This is a genomic window from Moorena sp. SIO2C4 (assembly GCF_010672485.1).
Taxonomy (GTDB): domain Bacteria; phylum Cyanobacteriota; class Cyanobacteriia; order Cyanobacteriales; family Coleofasciculaceae; genus Moorena; species Moorena producens.
In genome coordinates this window covers 1-17190 of record NZ_JAAHGN010000041.1, presented here as the reverse complement: position 1 = coordinate 17190, position 17190 = coordinate 1, and the positions used below count along the sequence as shown (strand labels likewise).

The window sequence follows — 17190 nt, the reverse complement described above, 5'->3', positions numbered from 1 at the left end:
AAGATCGTCTGGTCCTGTATCAATCAGGCTGCCTTCAGCTCCTTCACCTTGTCTTGTTATAAGATCTATGGCGTTTATAACGTCTTGCTTGGTTTGTATCTTGCTGAGTCTTGTTATCTTTTTTTTATCAAAGAAGTGCTCTAATTGGTTTTCAGGATTAAGTTCTTTGATTAATTTATTATCGAACAGCTCTTTAAATGCCTCCTTAATTATTTCGTAGAATTCTCCTATTGTGTCAGCATTTTGTTGTGCAAGCTGTAGCTGCTTTCCTGAAATTTTCGCCATGGGATCAGGATCATTTCCTATCGGAATTAGATCACCTTTAGGATACTCAATATTTAGGAATCCCTGCAACGCTTCCTCTGAATAACCCCTGAGTGAAACTAGAAAAGCACTTTCATTGCCTTGCTCTGGCGGGCCGAATACTAGTGAAGTCGGATATGTTGGATGACAGCCAGGTGAGGTTAAATCAACCGTTCCGCACAAACCTACAATAAGATTACAAACCAATCCCATATGCAGCATTTCTTCCTGCTGAATGTGATTTCTCAGCGCTGTGTAAATATGACCAGGATCGTTATAATTACTACCCCTTTTGAGAGACCAAAATGCCAGAAGATATGGTGGAATTGTTGTGTATTCTAGCAAAAGTGCTGCCTTCAGATAGTCGATTAATTGAGTCTTAGTCCATTCCCCTTTTACTGGAGGGTTCTCTAGCATTAATTGTTTAATTTTCATTGATCTCTCTGATTGATTTTCGGGATATAGTTTCCACAGCTATATTACTAAGGCGGTTTGCATAACTATCAGGTACACAGGATTGTTTTCCCTGTTCCCTGGAGGGTAACATACAAGCTCAAATCCTTACTAGATAATAATTTAAGCCCATAAGTTACAAAAATATACATTCTGTTTTGGGCGCTCCTTTGGACGTAGTTATAAGGGTTTGAGCTTCCAGAAAGCGATGCAGCAAGGGAACAGGGGGTTTCCCCCATGAGCGACTGCATCAAAACAATGACTTGAGGGTTAATTTTCGACTGTATCTTCCATGAGCCCATTGGCATCAAATCCTTATATATATAGTTTGCTTTTTGGGGCTCATGTTCCCCCTCAGACCTGTTCCATAAAAACCCAGAACTTTGTACCTAACTGAATTGCCAACCGCCATCTAGTATTTAACTTTTAATATAATAAGTCATTTTTAAACTAATAAACCTCATATAAAATCTCATAAACCCCATAGAAAACCTCATATAAAATCTCATATAAAATCTCATAGAAAACCTCATATACCCCATAGAAAACCTCATGTAAAACCTCATATACGCCATAGAAAACCTCATATACCCCATAGAAAACCTGATATACCCCATAGAAAACCTCATATAAAACTTCATATGGGGATTATCGGAGCTATGATTTTTTCGGTATTAGCAATATCTGCATTCCTATCATGGAAACTAGGTACTATAACAGGTGAATATATAAGTCAACTTGGTTCCATTCCTGTTCCCCTCCATATAAACGTTTCTGATTTTGGAGGATGGGGTATTCTTTTCCCCTGGCCGTAGGCCACGCTACGCGAACAAACTCCCCAATGCGATCAAACTGTACCTCTCCCGACTCTCTCAATAATTTTTTACAAAACTTTTCAAAATATGCTATAATATTAAATTTTTTATGTTACAATGAAACCGTGGACAATAAAATCCACGGGAAGAGCCAGCCTGACGATCTTGGTAGGGCGAAGGCTGGCTCTGGCTACCCCTTAAAGTAAAGGAGATAACTTCATATTATGTCCTATCGTCCAAGCCTATACCCATGGGTCATGGTTCGGCTATTACCACCGATGCCACCAGTCGTTTTCGCTCGGTTCCGCAACTGTTGTGATGCCAAAGGTTATTTGCAGACCCTGAAACAGCTGGTGCCTGATGCTAAGTTTCTAATTATTTTCGATATAACTCTACCGATGGAGCCAGAGGAATAGGGAGTGTTGCAAGGCTGGGAAGGGTGGGGAGATGGGAAGTCAGATCCCTAGAAATGCGATTGGCCGTAGGCCACGCTACGCGATCGCATTCTGAGTATTGGGAGTGCGATCTTTTTTTTGCCTTACTTTCTCTGGCAAATTGAGTGTCGGTGATTGCGACTCCCATGCCACCCATGCTGTCCTTTTCAAAAGTCTTCCCTAGTCCCATTAGACTCAGATCTTGAGCAGATAACAACATACTATAGCGTTTCTATGACTCATGAGGTACACATTATTTTTTACCTCTTCCCTCTTCCCTTTTCCCTCTTACCTGCTCCGAAGTCCCTGCTCCGAAGTCCCTAAAAAACAGAAAATTGTACCTCACAAGTCGTAGAATTGCTATATAATACCCACAATACTTTTGATGGATTTGAGATGGCATTGAACTCTTCTACTTCCAGTTCGCCCAATACAGATAATTGGCAAACATCCTTACATAAAGAAGAATTCTACACTTGGCATAATTACCGTTGTGCCTATGAAGTCTATACCCCAACAGATGAAAGTGCTAAGACGAAAACTCCTCTACTATTAGTCCATCCTATCGGTGTTGGACTATCACGCTTTTTTTGGCATCGCTTTTGCCAGGAGTGGTTGAATACTGGCCATGGTCATCTAATTTATAATCCCGACTTGCTAGGATGTGGCGAAAGCGAAATGCCCCCTCTTGCTTACTACCCGATCGATTGGGCTGACCAGTTACAATATTTTTTAACAACTGTAGTCAAAAAACCGGTGATTCTGCTAGTGCAAGGGGCTTTATTACCTGTGGCACTTACCTTGATCCAAAAGCAAACTGAACCAAATTATATTCAAGGGTTAGTACTCTCATGTCCTCCGTCTTGGTCTCTGATGACAGCAGAAACTCAATACTGGCAGCAGCGAGTTGCTTGGAATCTCCTCGAATCTCCTTTAGGTAGTGTCTTCTTTCGTTATGCTCGTCGCCGTCAATTCCTACAAAAGTTTTCGGAAGATAAACTGTTTGCTGAGAGTTCTACAGTAGATAACCAATGGTTAGATAATCTCCAAAAGGGAGCAATTAATCCAGCTAGCCGCTACGCAGTTTTTTCTTTTTTGGCTGGCTTTTGGCGACAAAACTATCAACAAGCGATCGCTAATACTTCTCAACCTACCCTAGTAGTAGTAGGAGAGCAAGCTTCAAGTATTAGTAAGCTGGGAAAATCTGAAACACCAGAAGACCGACTAGCTCAGTATATCAAGCATCTTCCTCAAGGTGAAGGTCGTAAAATTCCTGGTCGTAATGTTTTGCCTTATGAGTCAACCTATGAGTTTGTAAAAGTTGTCGGAGATGCTATTTCTAGGTTTGAGTAGTAGTATATAGCAAGTCTTATACCCATGAGGTACAAAGTTATGGTTTTTAGGGAGCAGGGACTTCGGAGCAGGGAAGAGGGAAGAGGGAAGAGGGAAGAGGTAAAAAATAATGTGTACCTCATAGCTAAGAGAAACGCTATAAATGCAAAGTAACTGTACCGATTAACCCAGGATGTGAGTTACTGGATGTCCAACTAGCATTAGACCTTTACCAATGTTAATCAACAAAGACCAGTGCATCGCACCCATTTGGATGCGATTACTTGGGGTGCATCTCATATTTGTAAAAAAGTTGCGTAGGGTGCGTTAGGGGGGCCTCATTTTCTGCCTCGTAGCCAGGGTTTGGATAGCCCGCCCCGTAACGCACCACGGTGTCAAACAGCAAAAATGAGATGCACCCATCACTTGTTTCATAGTCTCAATAGTATCAAACGTAGAAGAGCAAATGCTTACCGCTGATTGTATCATTCAGATGTCTGGATATCGCCTAGGTCAGGACGAGAAAGAGTTTTTCTTTTGTGATTTACCATTCATTTACCAAGAAGTGAAAGGAGAGTTTCCCGTTCACTCTGGGATGGGGGATGATAAATACCATCGCTCTCAAAAGCAGCGAAAGAAGATCAAGAAAGCAAGGAAGAAAGGGAAAAAGCGGCGGGCTGCTGTTCTAGCTAACCTATATGATGTAGATTTTTTTGACGCTTATCGCGATCAATTGTTCGGAATGATTGGAGTACTAGAAGAGCGAACGCTACTAGCGGCCATACCCTTAGAAGAGTTGAGCGAAGACGAAGAGGAAGCAATAGATATCCTTACTGAAAAGGAGGAAGAATTATCAGATAGGTATGATGAGTTTCGCAATGCTATTGTACCTGACGGGGCGCTGGGGGGGTGACATGCCAGCTGAAATTATTACCCAGTAAGGAGTTCAGGCCATAATTGACTTCAGGTGCGCTTACAGTCGTCGAATTAAATTCGCCACGGGTCGCACCTGAAATATACATTCTGTTTTGGGCTGACTTTGGACTATGTTATAAGGGTTTTAGCTTCCATAAAATTAATTAAGGGTTAATTTGGGACTGTATCTTCCATGAGCCCATTGGCATCAAAGCCTTATAGAGTAAGCTTTTTGGGGCTCATGTCATATCATGTCCGGATAATTAGTTATAAAACACCATTACTCTTAAAACCTTACTCCTTTACTTCTGCCTTCTGCCATTCCCCTCCTGGGAGGGGTTAGGGGTGGGTACCCTCTGCCTTGCTTTGGCCAAAGTGTAAGTATTCAACCGGAAATTATATCACCCCCTCAGCTGCCTGGCACCAATAAAAATGGGTCAGACCACGAATAAAGTCGCAGTGCTTGAGTAAAACACAACAGCGAAAATTACCTGCTCCAACTATTCAATATTCTCAAAGGTGCGGTTGACAATTGGTTAATCATGGAATTGCCATAGTCTTCCGGCTGGCTGCAACTGTTGGGGAGTAGGAAAGAGCCACTGGACGCTCTAGCACCCGACTGATCGAATCAGCTACCTTGCCTCTATTCCATTTAATTGTTAGTTTGGCTTAGTAAGTATTTAAGAACCAACATTTCAAAACTAAAAGGTGAATAACATGAAAACCTGGGTAAGGCGTCTAAGTACAATTATTTGTACTATAACCCTAGCCTTTACTTTAATGGCTAAACCAGCTCAAGCTTATTCCGATATAGCCCTGGTAAGACAAGCTCCAGGTTGGGGTAGTATACCTGTGGCTTTTGCCGAAGGTGATGGTAGCTTTAATGTTACCAATGCCGGAATTAGCAACTTTATTGATAAGTGGGCACCCACAGGTGGAGTTAAGGTTTTAACTGGCGACTTTAACGGGGATAGTCGCACCGATATCGCCCTGGTAAGACAAGCTCCAGGTTGGGGTAGTATACCTGTGGCTTTTGCCGAAGGTGATGGTAGCTTTAATGTTACCAATGCCGGAATTAGCAACTTTATTGATAAGTGGGCACCCACAGGTGGAGTTAAGGTTTTAACTGGCGACTTTAACGGGGATAGTCGCACCGATATCGCCCTGGTACGACAAGCTCCAGGTTGGGGTAGTATACCTGTGGCTTTTTCCAATGGTGATGGCAGCTTTAATGTTACCAATGCCGGAATTAGCAACTTTATTGATAAGTGGGCACCCACAGGTGGAGTTAAGGTTTTAACTGGTGACTTTAACGGCAATGGTCGCACTGATATAGCCCTGGTACGACAAGCTCCAGGTTGGGGTAGTATACCTGTGGCTTTTTCCAATGGTGATGGCAGCTTTAATGTTACCAATGCCGGAATTAGCAACTTTATTGATCAGTGGGCACCCACAGGTGGAGTTAAGGTTTTAACTGGCGACTTTAACGGCAATGGTCGCACTGATATAGCCCTGGTACGACAAGCTCCAGGTTGGGGTAGTATACCTGTGGCTTTTTCCAATGGTGATGGCAGCTTTAATGTTACCAATGTCGGAATTGGCAACTTTATTAATCAGTGGGCACCAGCAGGTGGAGTTAAGGTGATAACTGGTGACTTTAACGGCAATGGTCGCACTGATATCGCCCTGGTACGACAAGCTCCAGGTTGGGGTAGTATACCTGTGGCTTTTTCCAATGGTGATGGCAGCTTTAATGTTACCAATGCCGGAATTAGCAACTTTATTGATAAGTGGGCACCCACAGGTGGAGTTAAGGTGATAACTGGCAACTTTAACTGCGATGGTCGCACTGATATAGCCCTGGTACGACAAGCTCCAGGTTGGGGTAGTATACCTGTGGCTTTTTCCAATGGTGATGGCAGCTTTAATGTTACCAATGCCGGAATTAGCAACTTTATTAATCAGTGGGCACCAGCAGGTGGAGTTAAGGTGATAACTGGTGACTTTGGTGTTCGTTCATTGCAGTACATTTGTGACCAACGTGACCAACAAAAAAGGGTACAGAATTGTCAAAGTTGAGCTTGTTGCACCTGATCAAGCATTGGTAATGCACCTGAGTTGTGATGGCGTTGGTCTCCCACTCCAGCAACTCCAAAATTGTTGTAGCGGTTAGCGATGACCCGAATCCACCGCCAGGAATAGCCAGTCACCTCGGCTACTTCTGGCGGTCGTTTTAGCTTTGGCCATTAAGAGTATTTGCTAATGGCGCAAGCCCCACCGGGTCTTTGTCACGCGCGTTAATGAAGTACTTAGTGGCATTAATCCCGATTATCCCGCTTCGGTTACGCAAAAGGCCTATCAACATACAATTGAAGTGGTTATGGAGGCTATTAGAAAAAAATCTGTTAACTTCCCCCCTAATTGGATAGTACCTGATGGTTTCACAGATGCAAGAGATTTGTTTGTTGGCTACTTGTTGCTAGATGCGTGGATTGGTAATGGTGATCGTCATCATGAAAATTGGGGGTTTGTACTTCCTAAGACATCTCAAACAGGTATTTATCTAGCTCCCACTAAAGCCTCTGAAAACATTTGAACTTTTTGAATACCTTAATACTCACTATCCTAAAGCTAGTCAGGAGTGGCTCAACCGTCTTGAGCAAATTTCAGAGCAACAGATAAATTCAACTTTACAGGCATTTCCAGATTTTCGGATCTCAAAAGAAGCATCTGACTTTGCTAAGAAAATTTTGCTCACCAACAAAAAAAGACTGCTTTGTCTATTAAATTTATGAGTATCACTTCCCTAAAAACTTTATTTTTAGCTTGGCAAGATCATGAAAGTCGATCGTGGAACCCAGTGGGTCGATTGACATTTAATGGAAAAAATTACACTTTTGTTTATATAGAAGGTGCAAAGGAAGCGCAAAAAAAATTTGGGTTTGAGCCTCTAATGTCTTTCCCAGAGTGGGATAAGACCTATCGTTCGACGGAGTTGTTTGCGTTTTTTGCCAACCGAGTTATGTCACCCTCGCGTCCAGATTACCAAAAGCATCTAGACCGGCTCAAGTTATCAGCCGAGAGTGTTGATGTGATGGAATTTTTAGGAAGGAGCGAAGGAAATCGACAAACAGATAATTTTCAAGTTTTCCCTTATCCAGACCTCGACAGTGACGGGAAATACCACCTTTGTTTTCTAGTACATGGTTTGCGTCACTTACCAGAGTGTTCTATGGAGCGCATAAAACAGCTACAAGTCGGTGATCCTTTGTGGTTATGTCACGAGTTTCATAATTCTTATGACAATAAGGCTTTAGCTTTAACCACAAAAGATCATTATCACCTAGGGTATTGTCCCCGCTACTTGTCACAGGATCTACTTGATATTTTAAGGCATGATCCAGGTTTAGTAGAAGTGAAAGTAGCAAAGGTAAATTGTAAGCATTCAGCTATCAGCTATCAGCTATCAGCTATCAGCTATCAGCTATCAGCTATCAGCTATCAGCTATCAGCTATCAGCTATCAGCTATCAGCTATCAGCTATCAGCTATCAGCTAAAGGCTTATGGCTTATGGCTTATGGCCACACTACTGTTCGCGTAGCGAATGGCTGACGGCTGACGGCTGACGGCTGACTGCTGAATGCTTACGGTAAATTTACCTCCTTCTCCGCTCAAGTCTCGGTTATTGTGTAAGATGACTTATTCAGGTTTTGAGGGATATGAGCCCTATGCTCACAAGACCTATCAGCCGTTAACTAAGGAAAAAGAAAAGTCGAAAAACTTGGTTTGCCCGATGTAAATAATACTCCTTCAAAGAAGCGCGATCGCATTACCCCTTCTACCGTCCAGATATTAGGCGTTTTTGATTTCATACGAATAAAACCTCACCCCCTAAAACCTTTCTCCAGTGGGTTTTCCCAGTGATCGGGGGAAACTAGAAGCGATGCTCCTTTGGACCCGCCTTTACACGGGGGTAATTACCAGTGATCAGAAGTTCAGTTCTGAGAATTAATTACCACATGGCGTCGAAAAATGCAACTCCCTATGATAAAACAGCTCGCAATTTTCATCGGAGCCATTCATCTCGCCGCTTCCGTCATCTGGCTTAACTGACGACATGCCCTAGATATTTCTTTCGACTCGGAGCAAGAAAATATCTAAGTTAGGTTATTATTGGCGAGTTATAATCGCCAATAAGTTTCCCCTTTTTTCCAAAATGGGATGCTCCCGTCAAGGTCAGTGTAGGATATAGTGACTTTGTTCGATGATTTTTATATCCTCATCTTTGCCTTTATTGCTCTGTACTGTAATTCTTAGGCCTGGTTTACCTATACTGAGGGCTACTTTGCCTGTATTGAGGGGGATGCTTAGATCTTGTCCTAATACCTTTGGTATTCCACATTGTATTGTTGTTAGCCCTTGGGGGATGAGTGGCATTCCTCCCAGGGTGGCATTGATTGTGTAAAGTTGATCGGCACATCCATCTTCGCTCGTTATGGTTATGCTGGAATTTGAAAAGAAATCTATGCTACTTACTGGGGGATTAAAACCTCTATCGACATATTCGTATTTACCGTTCTCCAGGTGTAACGAACTCACCGGAATTAGGGGTCGGGAGGAGTCGCCCGGAATTAGGGATCCGGAGAAGTCGCCCTCTACCGCACACCCTTCGGTGAATAGCAGTAACATACCCAGGATAAACGCTGCTACTATTTGTTTTGCTTGGCCGATTCTATTCGTCATTTCTTTTTGCTCTCTTTTTGGTTATCAAACAATATCTGACTGACGGCATTCTCATTTACCAATGCGGGCTCCACGGTTTTCCTCTGTGCTATCGGTTCTAAGAATGCGAACGTGCAAGAGCGTGGGTGGCACGGATATCCCATCACTATCAATTGCTACTGGGAGGTAGACGCCCCCATGTTGGATGGGGTTTGCATCCCGGATCGGTTTTTTGGGTTGGGTCTTCCTTCGGTTTTCTCTGGAGCTATTGATTGCTTATCAACAAAGTGATTGCCCTCCTGAATGATCAACCGGCTGAATTTAACACGGATCACAATCACAAGTCAACTATTTATCTGTAAGACCGCGCTGCATCGCTTTTGGAATTAGGCAAAAATTCCCGCGAAAATTCCCACACTTCCCACACTCCCCGCGCCCAGGCCCCACACTCCCCTTCTTTTTTACAAATATGAGATGCACCAATATATTGCCATTAGAGCCGAAATCCTCAATAGATAATCCGCTACTTTGCGTTGTTTATAACATTGTTTTTAAGACTGGTAACTGGGTTTACCGGGACAAATAAATTCATCAGAGAAACTGGGTATTATCGGAGCTTGAATATTTTCGGTATTAGCAATGTCTGCATTCCTATCATGGGAACTAAGTACTATAACAGACAAATTTATAAGTCAACTTGGTTCCATTCCTGTTCCCCTCCATCTAAACGCTTCTGATTTTGGAGGATGGGGTATTCTTTTCCCCTGGCCGTAGGCCACGCTACCCGAACAAACTTCCCAATTCGATCAAACTGTACCTCTGCCGACTCTTTCAATAATTTGTTACAAAAGTTTTTAAAATATGCTATAATATGCAGATTTTTATGTTACAATGAAACCGTGGACATTCAAATCCACGGGAAGAGCCAGCCTGACGTACTTGCAAGGGCGAAGGCTGGCTCTGGGTACCCCTTAAAGTAAAGGAGATAACTTCATATTATGTCCGATAGTCCAAGCCTATACCCATGGGTCATGATTAGGCTATTACCACCGATGCCACCAGTCGTTTTCGCTCGGTTCCGCAACTGTTATGATGCCAAAGGTTATTTGCAGACCCTGAAACAGCTGGTGCCTGATGCTAAGTTTCTAATAGTTTTCGATATAAGTGTGCCGATTGAGCAAGAGGAATGACTAATCACAAAAAGGGAAAAATTTACATCGTAGGTGCTGGTCCAGGAGATGTTAACTACTTAACCGTAAGGGGGCAACAACTGCTGACTCAAGCTCAAGTGTTGGTCTATGATGCTCTCGTAGATTCCCTTTTATTGCAACTGGTGCCCTGTGATTGTCAACTGTTCCATGTAGGGAAACGGGGTGGACGCCCTTCTACACCCCAAGCTAGGATTAACCAACTACTAGTAGACCAATGCCGACAAGGCAAGCAAGTCGTAAGGCTAAAAAGTGGTGACCCGTTTATTTTCGGGCGCTCTAGCTCAGAAATTCAGGCATTGATTGCTGCTGAGTGTCAGTTTGAAGTGATACCAGGCATTTCCTCAGCCCTAGCCGCTCCCTTACTAGCCGGAATTCCTTTAACAGATTCAGTTTTGAGCAAATGCTTTGCCGTTGTCACTGCTCATCAGCCAGAGCAACTAGATTGGGAAGCACTAGCAAGAATTGACACCTTGGCGATTTTAATGGGAGGGCGTCATCTAGCAGAAATTGTCCAACAGCTGCAACGCTATGGGCGATCGCATCAGACTCCCATTGCTCTGATTCGGAATGGTGGACGCCCCCAGCAACAGGTTTGGCTGGGTACTTTAAGCACTATTGTAAACCAAACCCTTGGTATCTCCCTCTCTCCTGTGGTAATTGTAGTTGGTGAAGTAGTGGGGTTAAGGGCATCTATGGGATTAGCTGATCAAGACCAGTCGCAGAGTGAAGGTTATCAAGACAAGGTTCAAGGGGCAACGGCAACTACTAAGGCGCTTACTGGAAAAACTGTCTTAGTTACCCGTTCCGCTAGTCAATCCCAAAAATTTAACCAGCTCCTGGCACAACAAGGAGCGACTATTATCGAAATGCCCACCTTGGTGATTACGCCTCCTTCCAGTTGGGCTGGATTAGATTATGCGATCGCTAATCTCGCTAACTTCGATTGGTTGATTCTCACCTCTAGCAATGGGGTCGATTACTTTTTTAAACGATTACTGGATAATGGCAAAGATGCCCGTGCCTTAGTCGGGATTAAGATTGCTGTGGTGGGTAAGAAAACTGCCGCGAGTCTGAAACAACACAATTTACAACCGGACTTTATCCCACCAAACTTTGTGGCTGATTCTTTGGTGGAACATTTTCCAGAGTCTTTAACTAACAAACAAGTGCTTTTCCCCCGAGTGGAAACCGGTGGGCGAGAAGTATTAGTAAAAGAACTAACGGAAAAAGGTGCTCAAGTAGTAGAAGTTGCTGCCTATGAGTCTGGTTGTCCAGATTACATGGCTCCTGCTATTTTAGATGCTTGGCAACAGAGAGCAATAGATATTGTTACCTTTGCTAGTTCTAAAACCGTCAAGAATTTTTACAAACTTCTCAAACAAGCTTTTAACTCTTCCACGGAAACTAACCAAGCCTACTCTAGTGCCGACGGCGAACAATCTCCACCCTTAAAAACTCTCCATTCCCTTTTAGACAATGTCTGTATCGCTTCGATTGGTCCCCAAACATCCGAAAGCTGTCGCCAGTTGCTAGGCAGGGTAGATGTAGAAGCAGTTGAATATACTTTAGAAGGTTTAACTGAGGCGATTGTGGCATGGGAGACTGGGAGAGGGGGAAAGACAGAAAAGCAGAGATAATGTGATTTCATGGAATCCCACAACTCACAACAAGCCAAAATCGAGACCCCAAGAATTAAATTAGATCAAGTCTGGGGGGGCGACAACTCGCCCAAAAAGCAACAGGTGCGCTTGACCTTGGCGAATTTAATTCGCCAAGGTCAAGCGCACCTCTATAGCGTTTCTAATAGCTATGAGGTACACAAGATTTTTTCACTATTGCCTATTGCCTATTGCCTCTTGCCTATTGCCTTTCCCTAAGGGATTTTATTAACAACTCCAAATTATACATAACCTACTAACACCCTCAACACTCAAAGGTTGCTAACCCCAAATAGCGAACTCCTGACGGGGTAATTTCAAAGCGACAAGGCAACACTTCCAAACCCTTGCTAACTGCTTCCCTTAAGAGTTTACCATAGTCTGGGTCATAGTTATCACCAGGATAAAAGTGCAAACAATCAGCACGATTAATAAAATAAAGCATCACCGCTCGTGCTTCGGGAAGTACTGCCATCAGTTCTTGCAAATGTTTTTGTCCACGAGTAGTAACTGTATCAGGAAATAAAGCACGATTCTCTTCAGCTAAGGTAGCACTTTTAACTTCTAAATAAATCGGACGATCTGAGCCAGTCAGTAAAAAATCTACGCGGCTTTTCCTTTCTTTTCCGTAACGCACCTCAGGGCGGATTTCGCTGTAGCTGTCGGCTAATTCTGGAATCACTTTTTGTTCCAACGCTAACTTAATCACTCGATTAGGTAAAGCCGTATTAACCCCTACCCAAGTTGGTTCATTGTCCTTGACCTGAATCATTTCCCAAGTGTATGGTAACTTCCGCTTTGGGTTATCACTATGGGACACTTGTACAGCAGAGCCAATGGTTGATACTCCGATCATTGGGCCAGTGTTGGCGCAGTGAGCAGTAATAATTTCCCCTGATGGCAGTTCAATATCCGCAAGAAAGCGTTTGTAGCGTTTGAGTAAAGTTCCAGCTTTTAGGGGTGGGTAGGAGTAAATCAAGTTATTGTCATTAGTCATGTTAAAATTGTGGATTGGTTAATTGTAAAGATGTCAGCTGTCAGCCGTCAGCTGTCAGCCGTCAGCTGTCAGCCGTCAGCTGTCAGCCGTCAGCTGAAAATAAACTTCAAAAGGGAGAATTTAATATAGCGTTTATCGCAGTTATGAGGTAGAATTATCAACCTCAAAGTCGCCCTTATTAAGGGGGATTTAGGGGGATCAATTTGTACCTTATGGGATATAGAATTGCTATAGTTCCAGATTAATGAGAATTGAAAGTCTAGGGATTTACCCATCAGCTGATAGCTGATAGCTGATAGCTGAATGCTTACGTAAAGATATCAAGGACGTTGGATAATCTTTTCGATAACCCGCCGCTTGGCTTTGGTGTCGATACCAATTAGGCGCACATACTCACCCTTATGCTCCCCTAAGCGTTCTGTCAAAGCTGCGATCGCTTCCGATACATTGTTTTCTGGTAATGGATTCCCACTTTTCCAAGCATTATTCTTAACGCGACGCTCATTGCCGTATTCTAGGGTTAGGCGGTAACCTTGAGCCAAAAGCTCTCCAATCTGCTCTTGGGTTTCTAGATCTAATCCTAGATCTAAGGGCTTTTTGCTACCGTTGTGCTGTCCTATCTGACATTGATTTAACCCGTTGGCGACCTTAGGGCTAGTTGACTCACTGATGACTGGATTGGATAGAGGTGCCTTGTGGTTTGCTTGAGGTTGGTCAGGGGTTGGGATATGAGAATTACTATTTGTATTAGTATTTGTATTACTTGCTGGGCTCGTCAGGGAGGGGACTTGATTGTACTCCCTAGCTAGTCCGCTGAGCTCCAACCGTTGCTGCTCAGCTTTAATCAGTTCTCCAAACTCAATTAAGCGGGAGATGCTAAAGTTTGGTGTTTCAAATTTGGGCGGTCCTTGCTTACTGTTGACTACACGAGAAGAAACTCGGTCTATACCAATATCATAAATAAACTTACGGATTTGTTCATCGTAAATACGCGATCGCAAAGCACTGAAGAAATCAATCGCTTGATTGTCGAAGGTATCAATCAGTTGTTCAATCTCCCCGCTAGAGAGTCCATCTCCGTGAAAGATACCACTAACAATACCAATCCGGTCTTCTCGGTTGGGCTCCCAGTAGAATTTGCTCATCCGACCATCCCGAGTCAAGGGCGCATACAGAGTAGAAAAATCATTACCAGTGACAATAATCGGTACTCGGTGGATCGGTTGTGAGTCATAACTCCCTGGAAGTTGGACATTGGTAGGATTATCAGCAATGTTCATCAAAGTCCCATGCACCAGCTGGGTATTTACCGTATATTGGGTTCGTTCATCGAACCGTCCCGCCCCAGCATCCAAGTCATTAATCATCAGCACACACATCTTACCCTTGACTCGGATCATTTCAGCCGTTTCTCGGTAGCGCAAGCGGATCAGACGGGCTGGATCCCCAGCATCTGGGCTTTCTAGCTCACCAGAAGACATATGAACCGCTTCAATTCCCATGCGCTCGAACACAAGCTCACACTGAAAGGACTTACCCTCCCCCTTCCGTCCATGAATTCCCAAAATTAGAGGCACACGGACATGGGGTATGTCAAGGAAGTTTTTAGTGATGTGAACTGCCAGTTTATCGATAAACCGGGGAGAAATGTAATAGTGCTGGGACATACAAACAGGTGCTATGGTAAGAATCTCGTCAAATCCGGCAATTTTTCAGCCTATTGGAAATACTATTACAGTTTGTTGAAGGTTTAATCGGGTTAATCGGGTTGAAGGTTGAAGGTTGAAGGTTGAAGGTTAGCTGGTTGAAGGTTGAAGGTTATTTGGTTGAAGGTTGAAGGTTATTTGGTTGAAGGTTATTTGGTTGAAGGTTGAAGGTTATTTGGTTGAAGGTTGGCTGGTTGAACGCGATCGCGTGGCCTTTTGGCCAAGGTTGGCTGGTTGAACGCGATCGCGTGGCCTTTTGGCCAAGGTTGGCTGGTTGAACGCGATCGCGTGGCCTTTTGGCCAAGGTTGGCTGGTTGAACGCGATCGCATGGCCTATTGGCCAAGGTTATTTAGTTGTTCGCCTTTGGCGTTCGGTGTAGGGTAGGTTATGTGGTTGTTTGCCTTTGGCCTCTGAAGTAGGGTAGGTTTAAAGTTGACAGCGAACAGCCAACATTCAAGCATCAACCCAATTAACCCTTCAACCAGCCAACCCAATTAACCCTTCAACCAGCCAACCATCAAGCCGATTAACCCTTCAACCAGCCAACCATCAAGCCGATTAACCCTTCAACCTTCAACCTTGGCCAAAAGGCCACGCGATCGCGTTCAACCTTTAACTCGATTAACCCGATTAAACCTTCAACCTTCAACATTCAACCTTCAACCTTCAACATTCAACCTTCAACCAGCCAACCTTCAACAAACAGTACTCAAATTGGCGTATTGGCACAATTGAGACTATTGGTTGGGCTAGGATATCCCTAAATAAGCATCAGGTACTTAAACAATTTTTTCTTGAGCTATTTATGGAATCTCCTGAATCCTCAAGGTTTGAACAATATTGGTGGATCCTGAAGCGACGTTGGCTACCAGCTTCCGGTATTTTTGTATCAGTTTCTGTGATTATGTCTCTGGTGGCATCATTGCAAAAGCCGGTATATGTAGCCCAAGGATTGCTGTTATTTAAGCGGCTTAATACCACGTCTTCAGTTACCGAGGTAGGTAAAGAAATCGGTATTTTACAACCTCTGGTAGACCAAAGTAATCCTCTAGATACAGAAGCCAACATCATGATGTCTGAGCCTCTGGCTCAAAAGACAATCACCGCACTAAATCTTAAAGATAATCAGGGGCAACCTTTAGCAATTAAAGACTTTTTGCACAATGTCAGTGTTACCAATATTCGGAAAACTGATCTTCTGGAAGTATCTTACCAATCTCAAGACCCTAAAGAAGCAGCAGCAGTTGTTAATCAACTAATGACTATCTATTTAGAAAATCACTTAGATTTTCAACGGGCTGAAGCTGTAGCTGCTCGGAAGTTTATTGAGAAACAGTTACCTCAAGCAGAAGCTACTGTTAGTAAAACAGAAGCAGCTTTGCGTCAGTTCAAACAAGAAAATCAAGTGATATCTTTAGACGCAGAAGCTCGCTCAGCTATCGAAGTCCTGACAGATTTGCAAAAGGAAATTGCTCAAAATCAGTCTAAAATGGCTGATGTCAATGCCCAGTACGAATCGCTCCAAAAACGATTGGGCATGAACTCCAAACAAGCTGTAGCTCTTACAGCTCTTAAACAGTCTCCTGAGGTGCAGGAGGCACTCCAAGAATTGCGCCAAGTGGAAGTCGAACTGGCCCTAGAGCGTAACCGTTTCCAATCCACCCATCCCACAATTGCTAAGTTAGAAAGTAAGGTAGCCAGCCTAAAAGGTATCCTAAACCAGCGAGTAAAACAGGTTTCTAATGCTAAGCCGAAACCTGCTAGCCAGCTTTTTAAACTAGGAGAGTTACAACAAGACCTGACTAAAGAGCGTAAGTATTCAGCTCTCAGCTCTCAGCTCTCAGCTCTCAGCTCTCAGCTCTCAGCTCTCAGCTCTCAGCTTTTGAATAAGCGATGCAGCGCGGTCTTGGGGGTTTCCCCCACTCGCTATTGCATCAAGACAACAAGTAAGCATTGGAATAATGCTGAGTGAAGTCCCAGCGTCGTTCGCACAGCGTGGCCAAACGCGCACGCGTGGCCGTTCGCGTAGCGTGGCCAAAAGGCCAAAAGGCCAAGGCCAAAGCCTGTGCCAAAAAGCACCTCAAGCAGCTTGAGCCTTTAGCTCACGGCTGACGGCTGACGGCTGAATGCTTACTAAAGAGCTAGTAGAATTAGAAGCAGCTCGTTTAGGTTTGGCTAATCAGACAAAAGCCTTAGTCAATGCCCAAACCGCTTACCGAAAAAGACTTAACGATCTCCCTAGACTGGAACAACAGCAGCGCGAGTTAGAACGGCAACTTGATGTGTCCCAATCCACCTATTCTCTGTTGCTAAATAAGCTTGGAGAAATTCAGGTAGCGGAAAATCAAAACATGGGTAATGCCCGCATTATTGCAGGGGCTCAGGTGCCGATGATTCCGATTTATTCTGCTAAAATAGCCTATATTGCTGCTTGCTTTCAGGGACTGTTTGCGACCGCAGCAATTATTTAGATTTTAGAAACAAGAGATAAATCTCTGAAAACCATTAAAGACGTGGCGTTGCTTATTCTGGGTATGGTTTTGCCCCCCTAACCCCCCAATTCTGGGGGGAATAAGACCTTCAAAGTCCCTTCCGGTGCGCGCCTCCTAGGGCGAGTAAATCGCCCTTGGGTCGCACCGCAA

The 17190-nt window shown here is 43.8% G+C and carries 22 protein-coding genes; 14 read left to right on the top strand and 8 right to left on the bottom strand.

Going from position 1 to position 17190, the window contains the following annotated elements; translation table 11 throughout:
- Together F6K20_RS04445 and F6K20_RS04440 are read right to left on the bottom strand one after the other, a co-directional pair.
- A partial coding sequence (locus F6K20_RS04445; RefSeq protein WP_287293889.1) for a ferritin-like domain-containing protein occupies positions 1–738 on the bottom strand: 738 nt, incomplete at its 3' end.
- A gap of 729 nt (positions 739–1467) precedes the next feature.
- On the bottom strand, positions 1468–1632 hold the full coding sequence (locus F6K20_RS04440) for a hypothetical protein (protein ID WP_287293888.1): 165 nt from the start codon (positions 1630–1632) through the stop codon (positions 1468–1470).
- A gap of 163 nt (positions 1633–1795) precedes the next feature.
- Between F6K20_RS04440 and F6K20_RS04435 the strand changes: the two genes are divergently transcribed.
- The 5 genes from F6K20_RS04435 to F6K20_RS04415 all read left to right on the top strand — a co-directional run bounded on the left by F6K20_RS04435 (position 1796) and on the right by F6K20_RS04415 (position 6331).
- On the top strand, positions 1796–1987 hold the full coding sequence (locus F6K20_RS04435) for a hypothetical protein (RefSeq protein ID WP_287266635.1): 192 nt from the start codon (positions 1796–1798) through the stop codon (positions 1985–1987).
- Positions 1988–2401: 414 nt separating this feature from the next.
- A complete protein-coding gene (locus F6K20_RS04430) occupies positions 2402–3358 on the top strand; it encodes an alpha/beta fold hydrolase (protein WP_287293886.1) in 957 nt (318 codons plus the stop codon).
- Positions 3359–3382: 24 nt separating this feature from the next.
- Positions 3383–3511 carry a hypothetical protein gene (locus F6K20_RS04425; RefSeq protein ID WP_008188771.1) on the top strand — a complete coding sequence of 43 codons (129 nt, stop codon included), beginning with the start codon at positions 3383–3385 and terminating at the stop codon, positions 3509–3511.
- A gap of 292 nt (positions 3512–3803) precedes the next feature.
- A complete protein-coding gene (locus F6K20_RS04420) occupies positions 3804–4250 on the top strand; it encodes a hypothetical protein (RefSeq protein ID WP_008188770.1) in 447 nt (148 codons plus the stop codon).
- A gap of 719 nt (positions 4251–4969) precedes the next feature.
- Entirely contained in the window at positions 4970–6331 is a 1362-nt protein-coding gene (locus F6K20_RS04415; RefSeq protein ID WP_008188769.1) for an FG-GAP repeat domain-containing protein, read from the top strand.
- Here the strand turns inward: F6K20_RS04415 and F6K20_RS04410 are convergent.
- Complete coding sequence (locus F6K20_RS04410; protein WP_008188768.1) at positions 6322–6462, bottom strand: hypothetical protein; 141 nt, start codon at positions 6460–6462, stop codon at positions 6322–6324. The genes F6K20_RS04415 and F6K20_RS04410 overlap by 10 nt on opposite strands.
- A gap of 170 nt (positions 6463–6632) precedes the next feature.
- On the opposite strand from F6K20_RS04410, the gene F6K20_RS04405 reads away from it, so the two are divergent.
- Positions 6633–6848: a hypothetical protein gene (locus F6K20_RS04405; RefSeq protein WP_287293884.1), complete on the top strand. Its 216-nt coding sequence runs from the start codon at positions 6633–6635 to the stop codon at positions 6846–6848.
- Between the two features lie 195 nt (positions 6849–7043).
- Entirely contained in the window at positions 7044–7865 is an 822-nt protein-coding gene (locus F6K20_RS04400) for an HIRAN domain-containing protein (protein ID WP_008188765.1), read from the top strand.
- A gap of 624 nt (positions 7866–8489) precedes the next feature.
- Here the strand turns inward: F6K20_RS04400 and F6K20_RS04395 are convergent.
- Both F6K20_RS04395 and F6K20_RS04390 read right to left on the bottom strand, forming a co-directional pair.
- A complete protein-coding gene (locus F6K20_RS04395; protein WP_008188763.1) occupies positions 8490–8996 on the bottom strand; it encodes a hypothetical protein in 507 nt (168 codons plus the stop codon).
- 664 nt (positions 8997–9660) lie between these two features.
- Entirely contained in the window at positions 9661–9810 is a 150-nt protein-coding gene (locus F6K20_RS04390; protein WP_287263117.1) for a hypothetical protein, read from the bottom strand.
- Between the two features lie 163 nt (positions 9811–9973).
- Here F6K20_RS04390 and F6K20_RS04385 point away from each other — a divergent pair, with 163 nt between their 5' ends.
- The 3 genes from F6K20_RS04385 to F6K20_RS04375 are packed head-to-tail and all read left to right on the top strand — an operon-like array spanning position 9974 to position 12063.
- Positions 9974–10165, top strand: coding sequence for a hypothetical protein (locus F6K20_RS04385; RefSeq protein WP_044494960.1), 192 nt, complete (start codon positions 9974–9976; stop codon positions 10163–10165).
- A complete protein-coding gene (gene cobA / locus F6K20_RS04380; RefSeq protein ID WP_008188745.1) occupies positions 10162–11823 on the top strand; it encodes a uroporphyrinogen-III C-methyltransferase in 1662 nt (553 codons plus the stop codon). The genes F6K20_RS04385 and cobA overlap by 4 nt, the downstream gene beginning before the upstream one ends.
- 9 nt (positions 11824–11832) lie before the next feature.
- A complete protein-coding gene (locus F6K20_RS04375) occupies positions 11833–12063 on the top strand; it encodes a hypothetical protein (RefSeq protein ID WP_008188743.1) in 231 nt (76 codons plus the stop codon).
- Between the two features lie 46 nt (positions 12064–12109).
- Here the strand turns inward: F6K20_RS04375 and sfsA are convergent, their stop codons facing one another.
- Positions 12110–12841: a DNA/RNA nuclease SfsA gene (gene sfsA / locus F6K20_RS04370; RefSeq protein WP_008188741.1), complete on the bottom strand. Its 732-nt coding sequence runs from the start codon at positions 12839–12841 to the stop codon at positions 12110–12112.
- 14 nt (positions 12842–12855) lie between these two features.
- Here sfsA and F6K20_RS04365 point away from each other — a divergent pair, with 14 nt between their 5' ends.
- Entirely contained in the window at positions 12856–12993 is a 138-nt protein-coding gene (locus F6K20_RS04365; protein ID WP_154659929.1) for a hypothetical protein, read from the top strand.
- A gap of 168 nt (positions 12994–13161) precedes the next feature.
- On the opposite strand, the gene F6K20_RS04360 is transcribed toward F6K20_RS04365, so the two are convergent.
- Together F6K20_RS04360 and F6K20_RS04355 are read right to left on the bottom strand one after the other, a co-directional pair.
- Positions 13162–14508 carry a RuBisCO small subunit-like domain-containing protein gene (locus tag F6K20_RS04360; protein ID WP_008188739.1) on the bottom strand — a complete coding sequence of 449 codons (1347 nt, stop codon included), beginning with the start codon at positions 14506–14508 and terminating at the stop codon, positions 13162–13164.
- 188 nt (positions 14509–14696) lie between these two features.
- Complete coding sequence (locus F6K20_RS04355) at positions 14697–14891, bottom strand: hypothetical protein (RefSeq protein ID WP_154659928.1); 195 nt, start codon at positions 14889–14891, stop codon at positions 14697–14699.
- A gap of 236 nt (positions 14892–15127) precedes the next feature.
- Here F6K20_RS04355 and F6K20_RS04350 point away from each other — a divergent pair, with 236 nt between their 5' ends.
- From F6K20_RS04350 to F6K20_RS04340, 3 genes are all read left to right on the top strand, one after another.
- A complete protein-coding gene (locus F6K20_RS04350) occupies positions 15128–15283 on the top strand; it encodes a hypothetical protein (protein ID WP_154659927.1) in 156 nt (51 codons plus the stop codon).
- Positions 15284–15353: 70 nt separating this feature from the next.
- On the top strand, positions 15354–16520 hold the full coding sequence (locus tag F6K20_RS04345) for a GumC family protein (protein ID WP_008188733.1): 1167 nt from the start codon (positions 15354–15356) through the stop codon (positions 16518–16520).
- Between the two features lie 154 nt (positions 16521–16674).
- On the top strand, positions 16675–17019 hold the full coding sequence (locus tag F6K20_RS04340; protein WP_008188731.1) for a GNVR domain-containing protein: 345 nt from the start codon (positions 16675–16677) through the stop codon (positions 17017–17019).
- The last annotated feature ends 171 nt before the right edge of the window (positions 17020–17190 follow it).

Coding starts and splice junctions, on each gene's coding strand:
- F6K20_RS04435 (WP_287266635.1), top strand. CDS start 1,796: ATGTCCTATCGTCCAAGCCTATACCCATGGGTCATGGTTCGGCTATTA.
- F6K20_RS04430 (WP_287293886.1), top strand. CDS start 2,402: ATGGCATTGAACTCTTCTACTTCCAGTTCGCCCAATACAGATAATTGG.
- F6K20_RS04425 (WP_008188771.1), top strand. CDS start 3,383: ATGAGGTACAAAGTTATGGTTTTTAGGGAGCAGGGACTTCGGAGCAGG.
- F6K20_RS04420 (WP_008188770.1), top strand. CDS start 3,804: ATGCTTACCGCTGATTGTATCATTCAGATGTCTGGATATCGCCTAGGT.
- F6K20_RS04415 (WP_008188769.1), top strand. CDS start 4,970: ATGAAAACCTGGGTAAGGCGTCTAAGTACAATTATTTGTACTATAACC.
- F6K20_RS04405 (WP_287293884.1), top strand. CDS start 6,633: ATGGAGGCTATTAGAAAAAAATCTGTTAACTTCCCCCCTAATTGGATA.
- F6K20_RS04400 (WP_008188765.1), top strand. CDS start 7,044: ATGAGTATCACTTCCCTAAAAACTTTATTTTTAGCTTGGCAAGATCAT.
- F6K20_RS04395 (WP_008188763.1), bottom strand. CDS start 8,996: ATGACGAATAGAATCGGCCAAGCAAAACAAATAGTAGCAGCGTTTATC.
- F6K20_RS04385 (WP_044494960.1), top strand. CDS start 9,974: ATGTCCGATAGTCCAAGCCTATACCCATGGGTCATGATTAGGCTATTA.
- cobA (WP_008188745.1), top strand. CDS start 10,162: ATGACTAATCACAAAAAGGGAAAAATTTACATCGTAGGTGCTGGTCCA.
- F6K20_RS04375 (WP_008188743.1), top strand. CDS start 11,833: ATGGAATCCCACAACTCACAACAAGCCAAAATCGAGACCCCAAGAATT.
- sfsA (WP_008188741.1), bottom strand. CDS start 12,841: ATGACTAATGACAATAACTTGATTTACTCCTACCCACCCCTAAAAGCT.
- F6K20_RS04360 (WP_008188739.1), bottom strand. CDS start 14,508: ATGTCCCAGCACTATTACATTTCTCCCCGGTTTATCGATAAACTGGCA.
- F6K20_RS04345 (WP_008188733.1), top strand. CDS start 15,354: ATGGAATCTCCTGAATCCTCAAGGTTTGAACAATATTGGTGGATCCTG.
- F6K20_RS04340 (WP_008188731.1), top strand. CDS start 16,675: ATGCTTACTAAAGAGCTAGTAGAATTAGAAGCAGCTCGTTTAGGTTTG.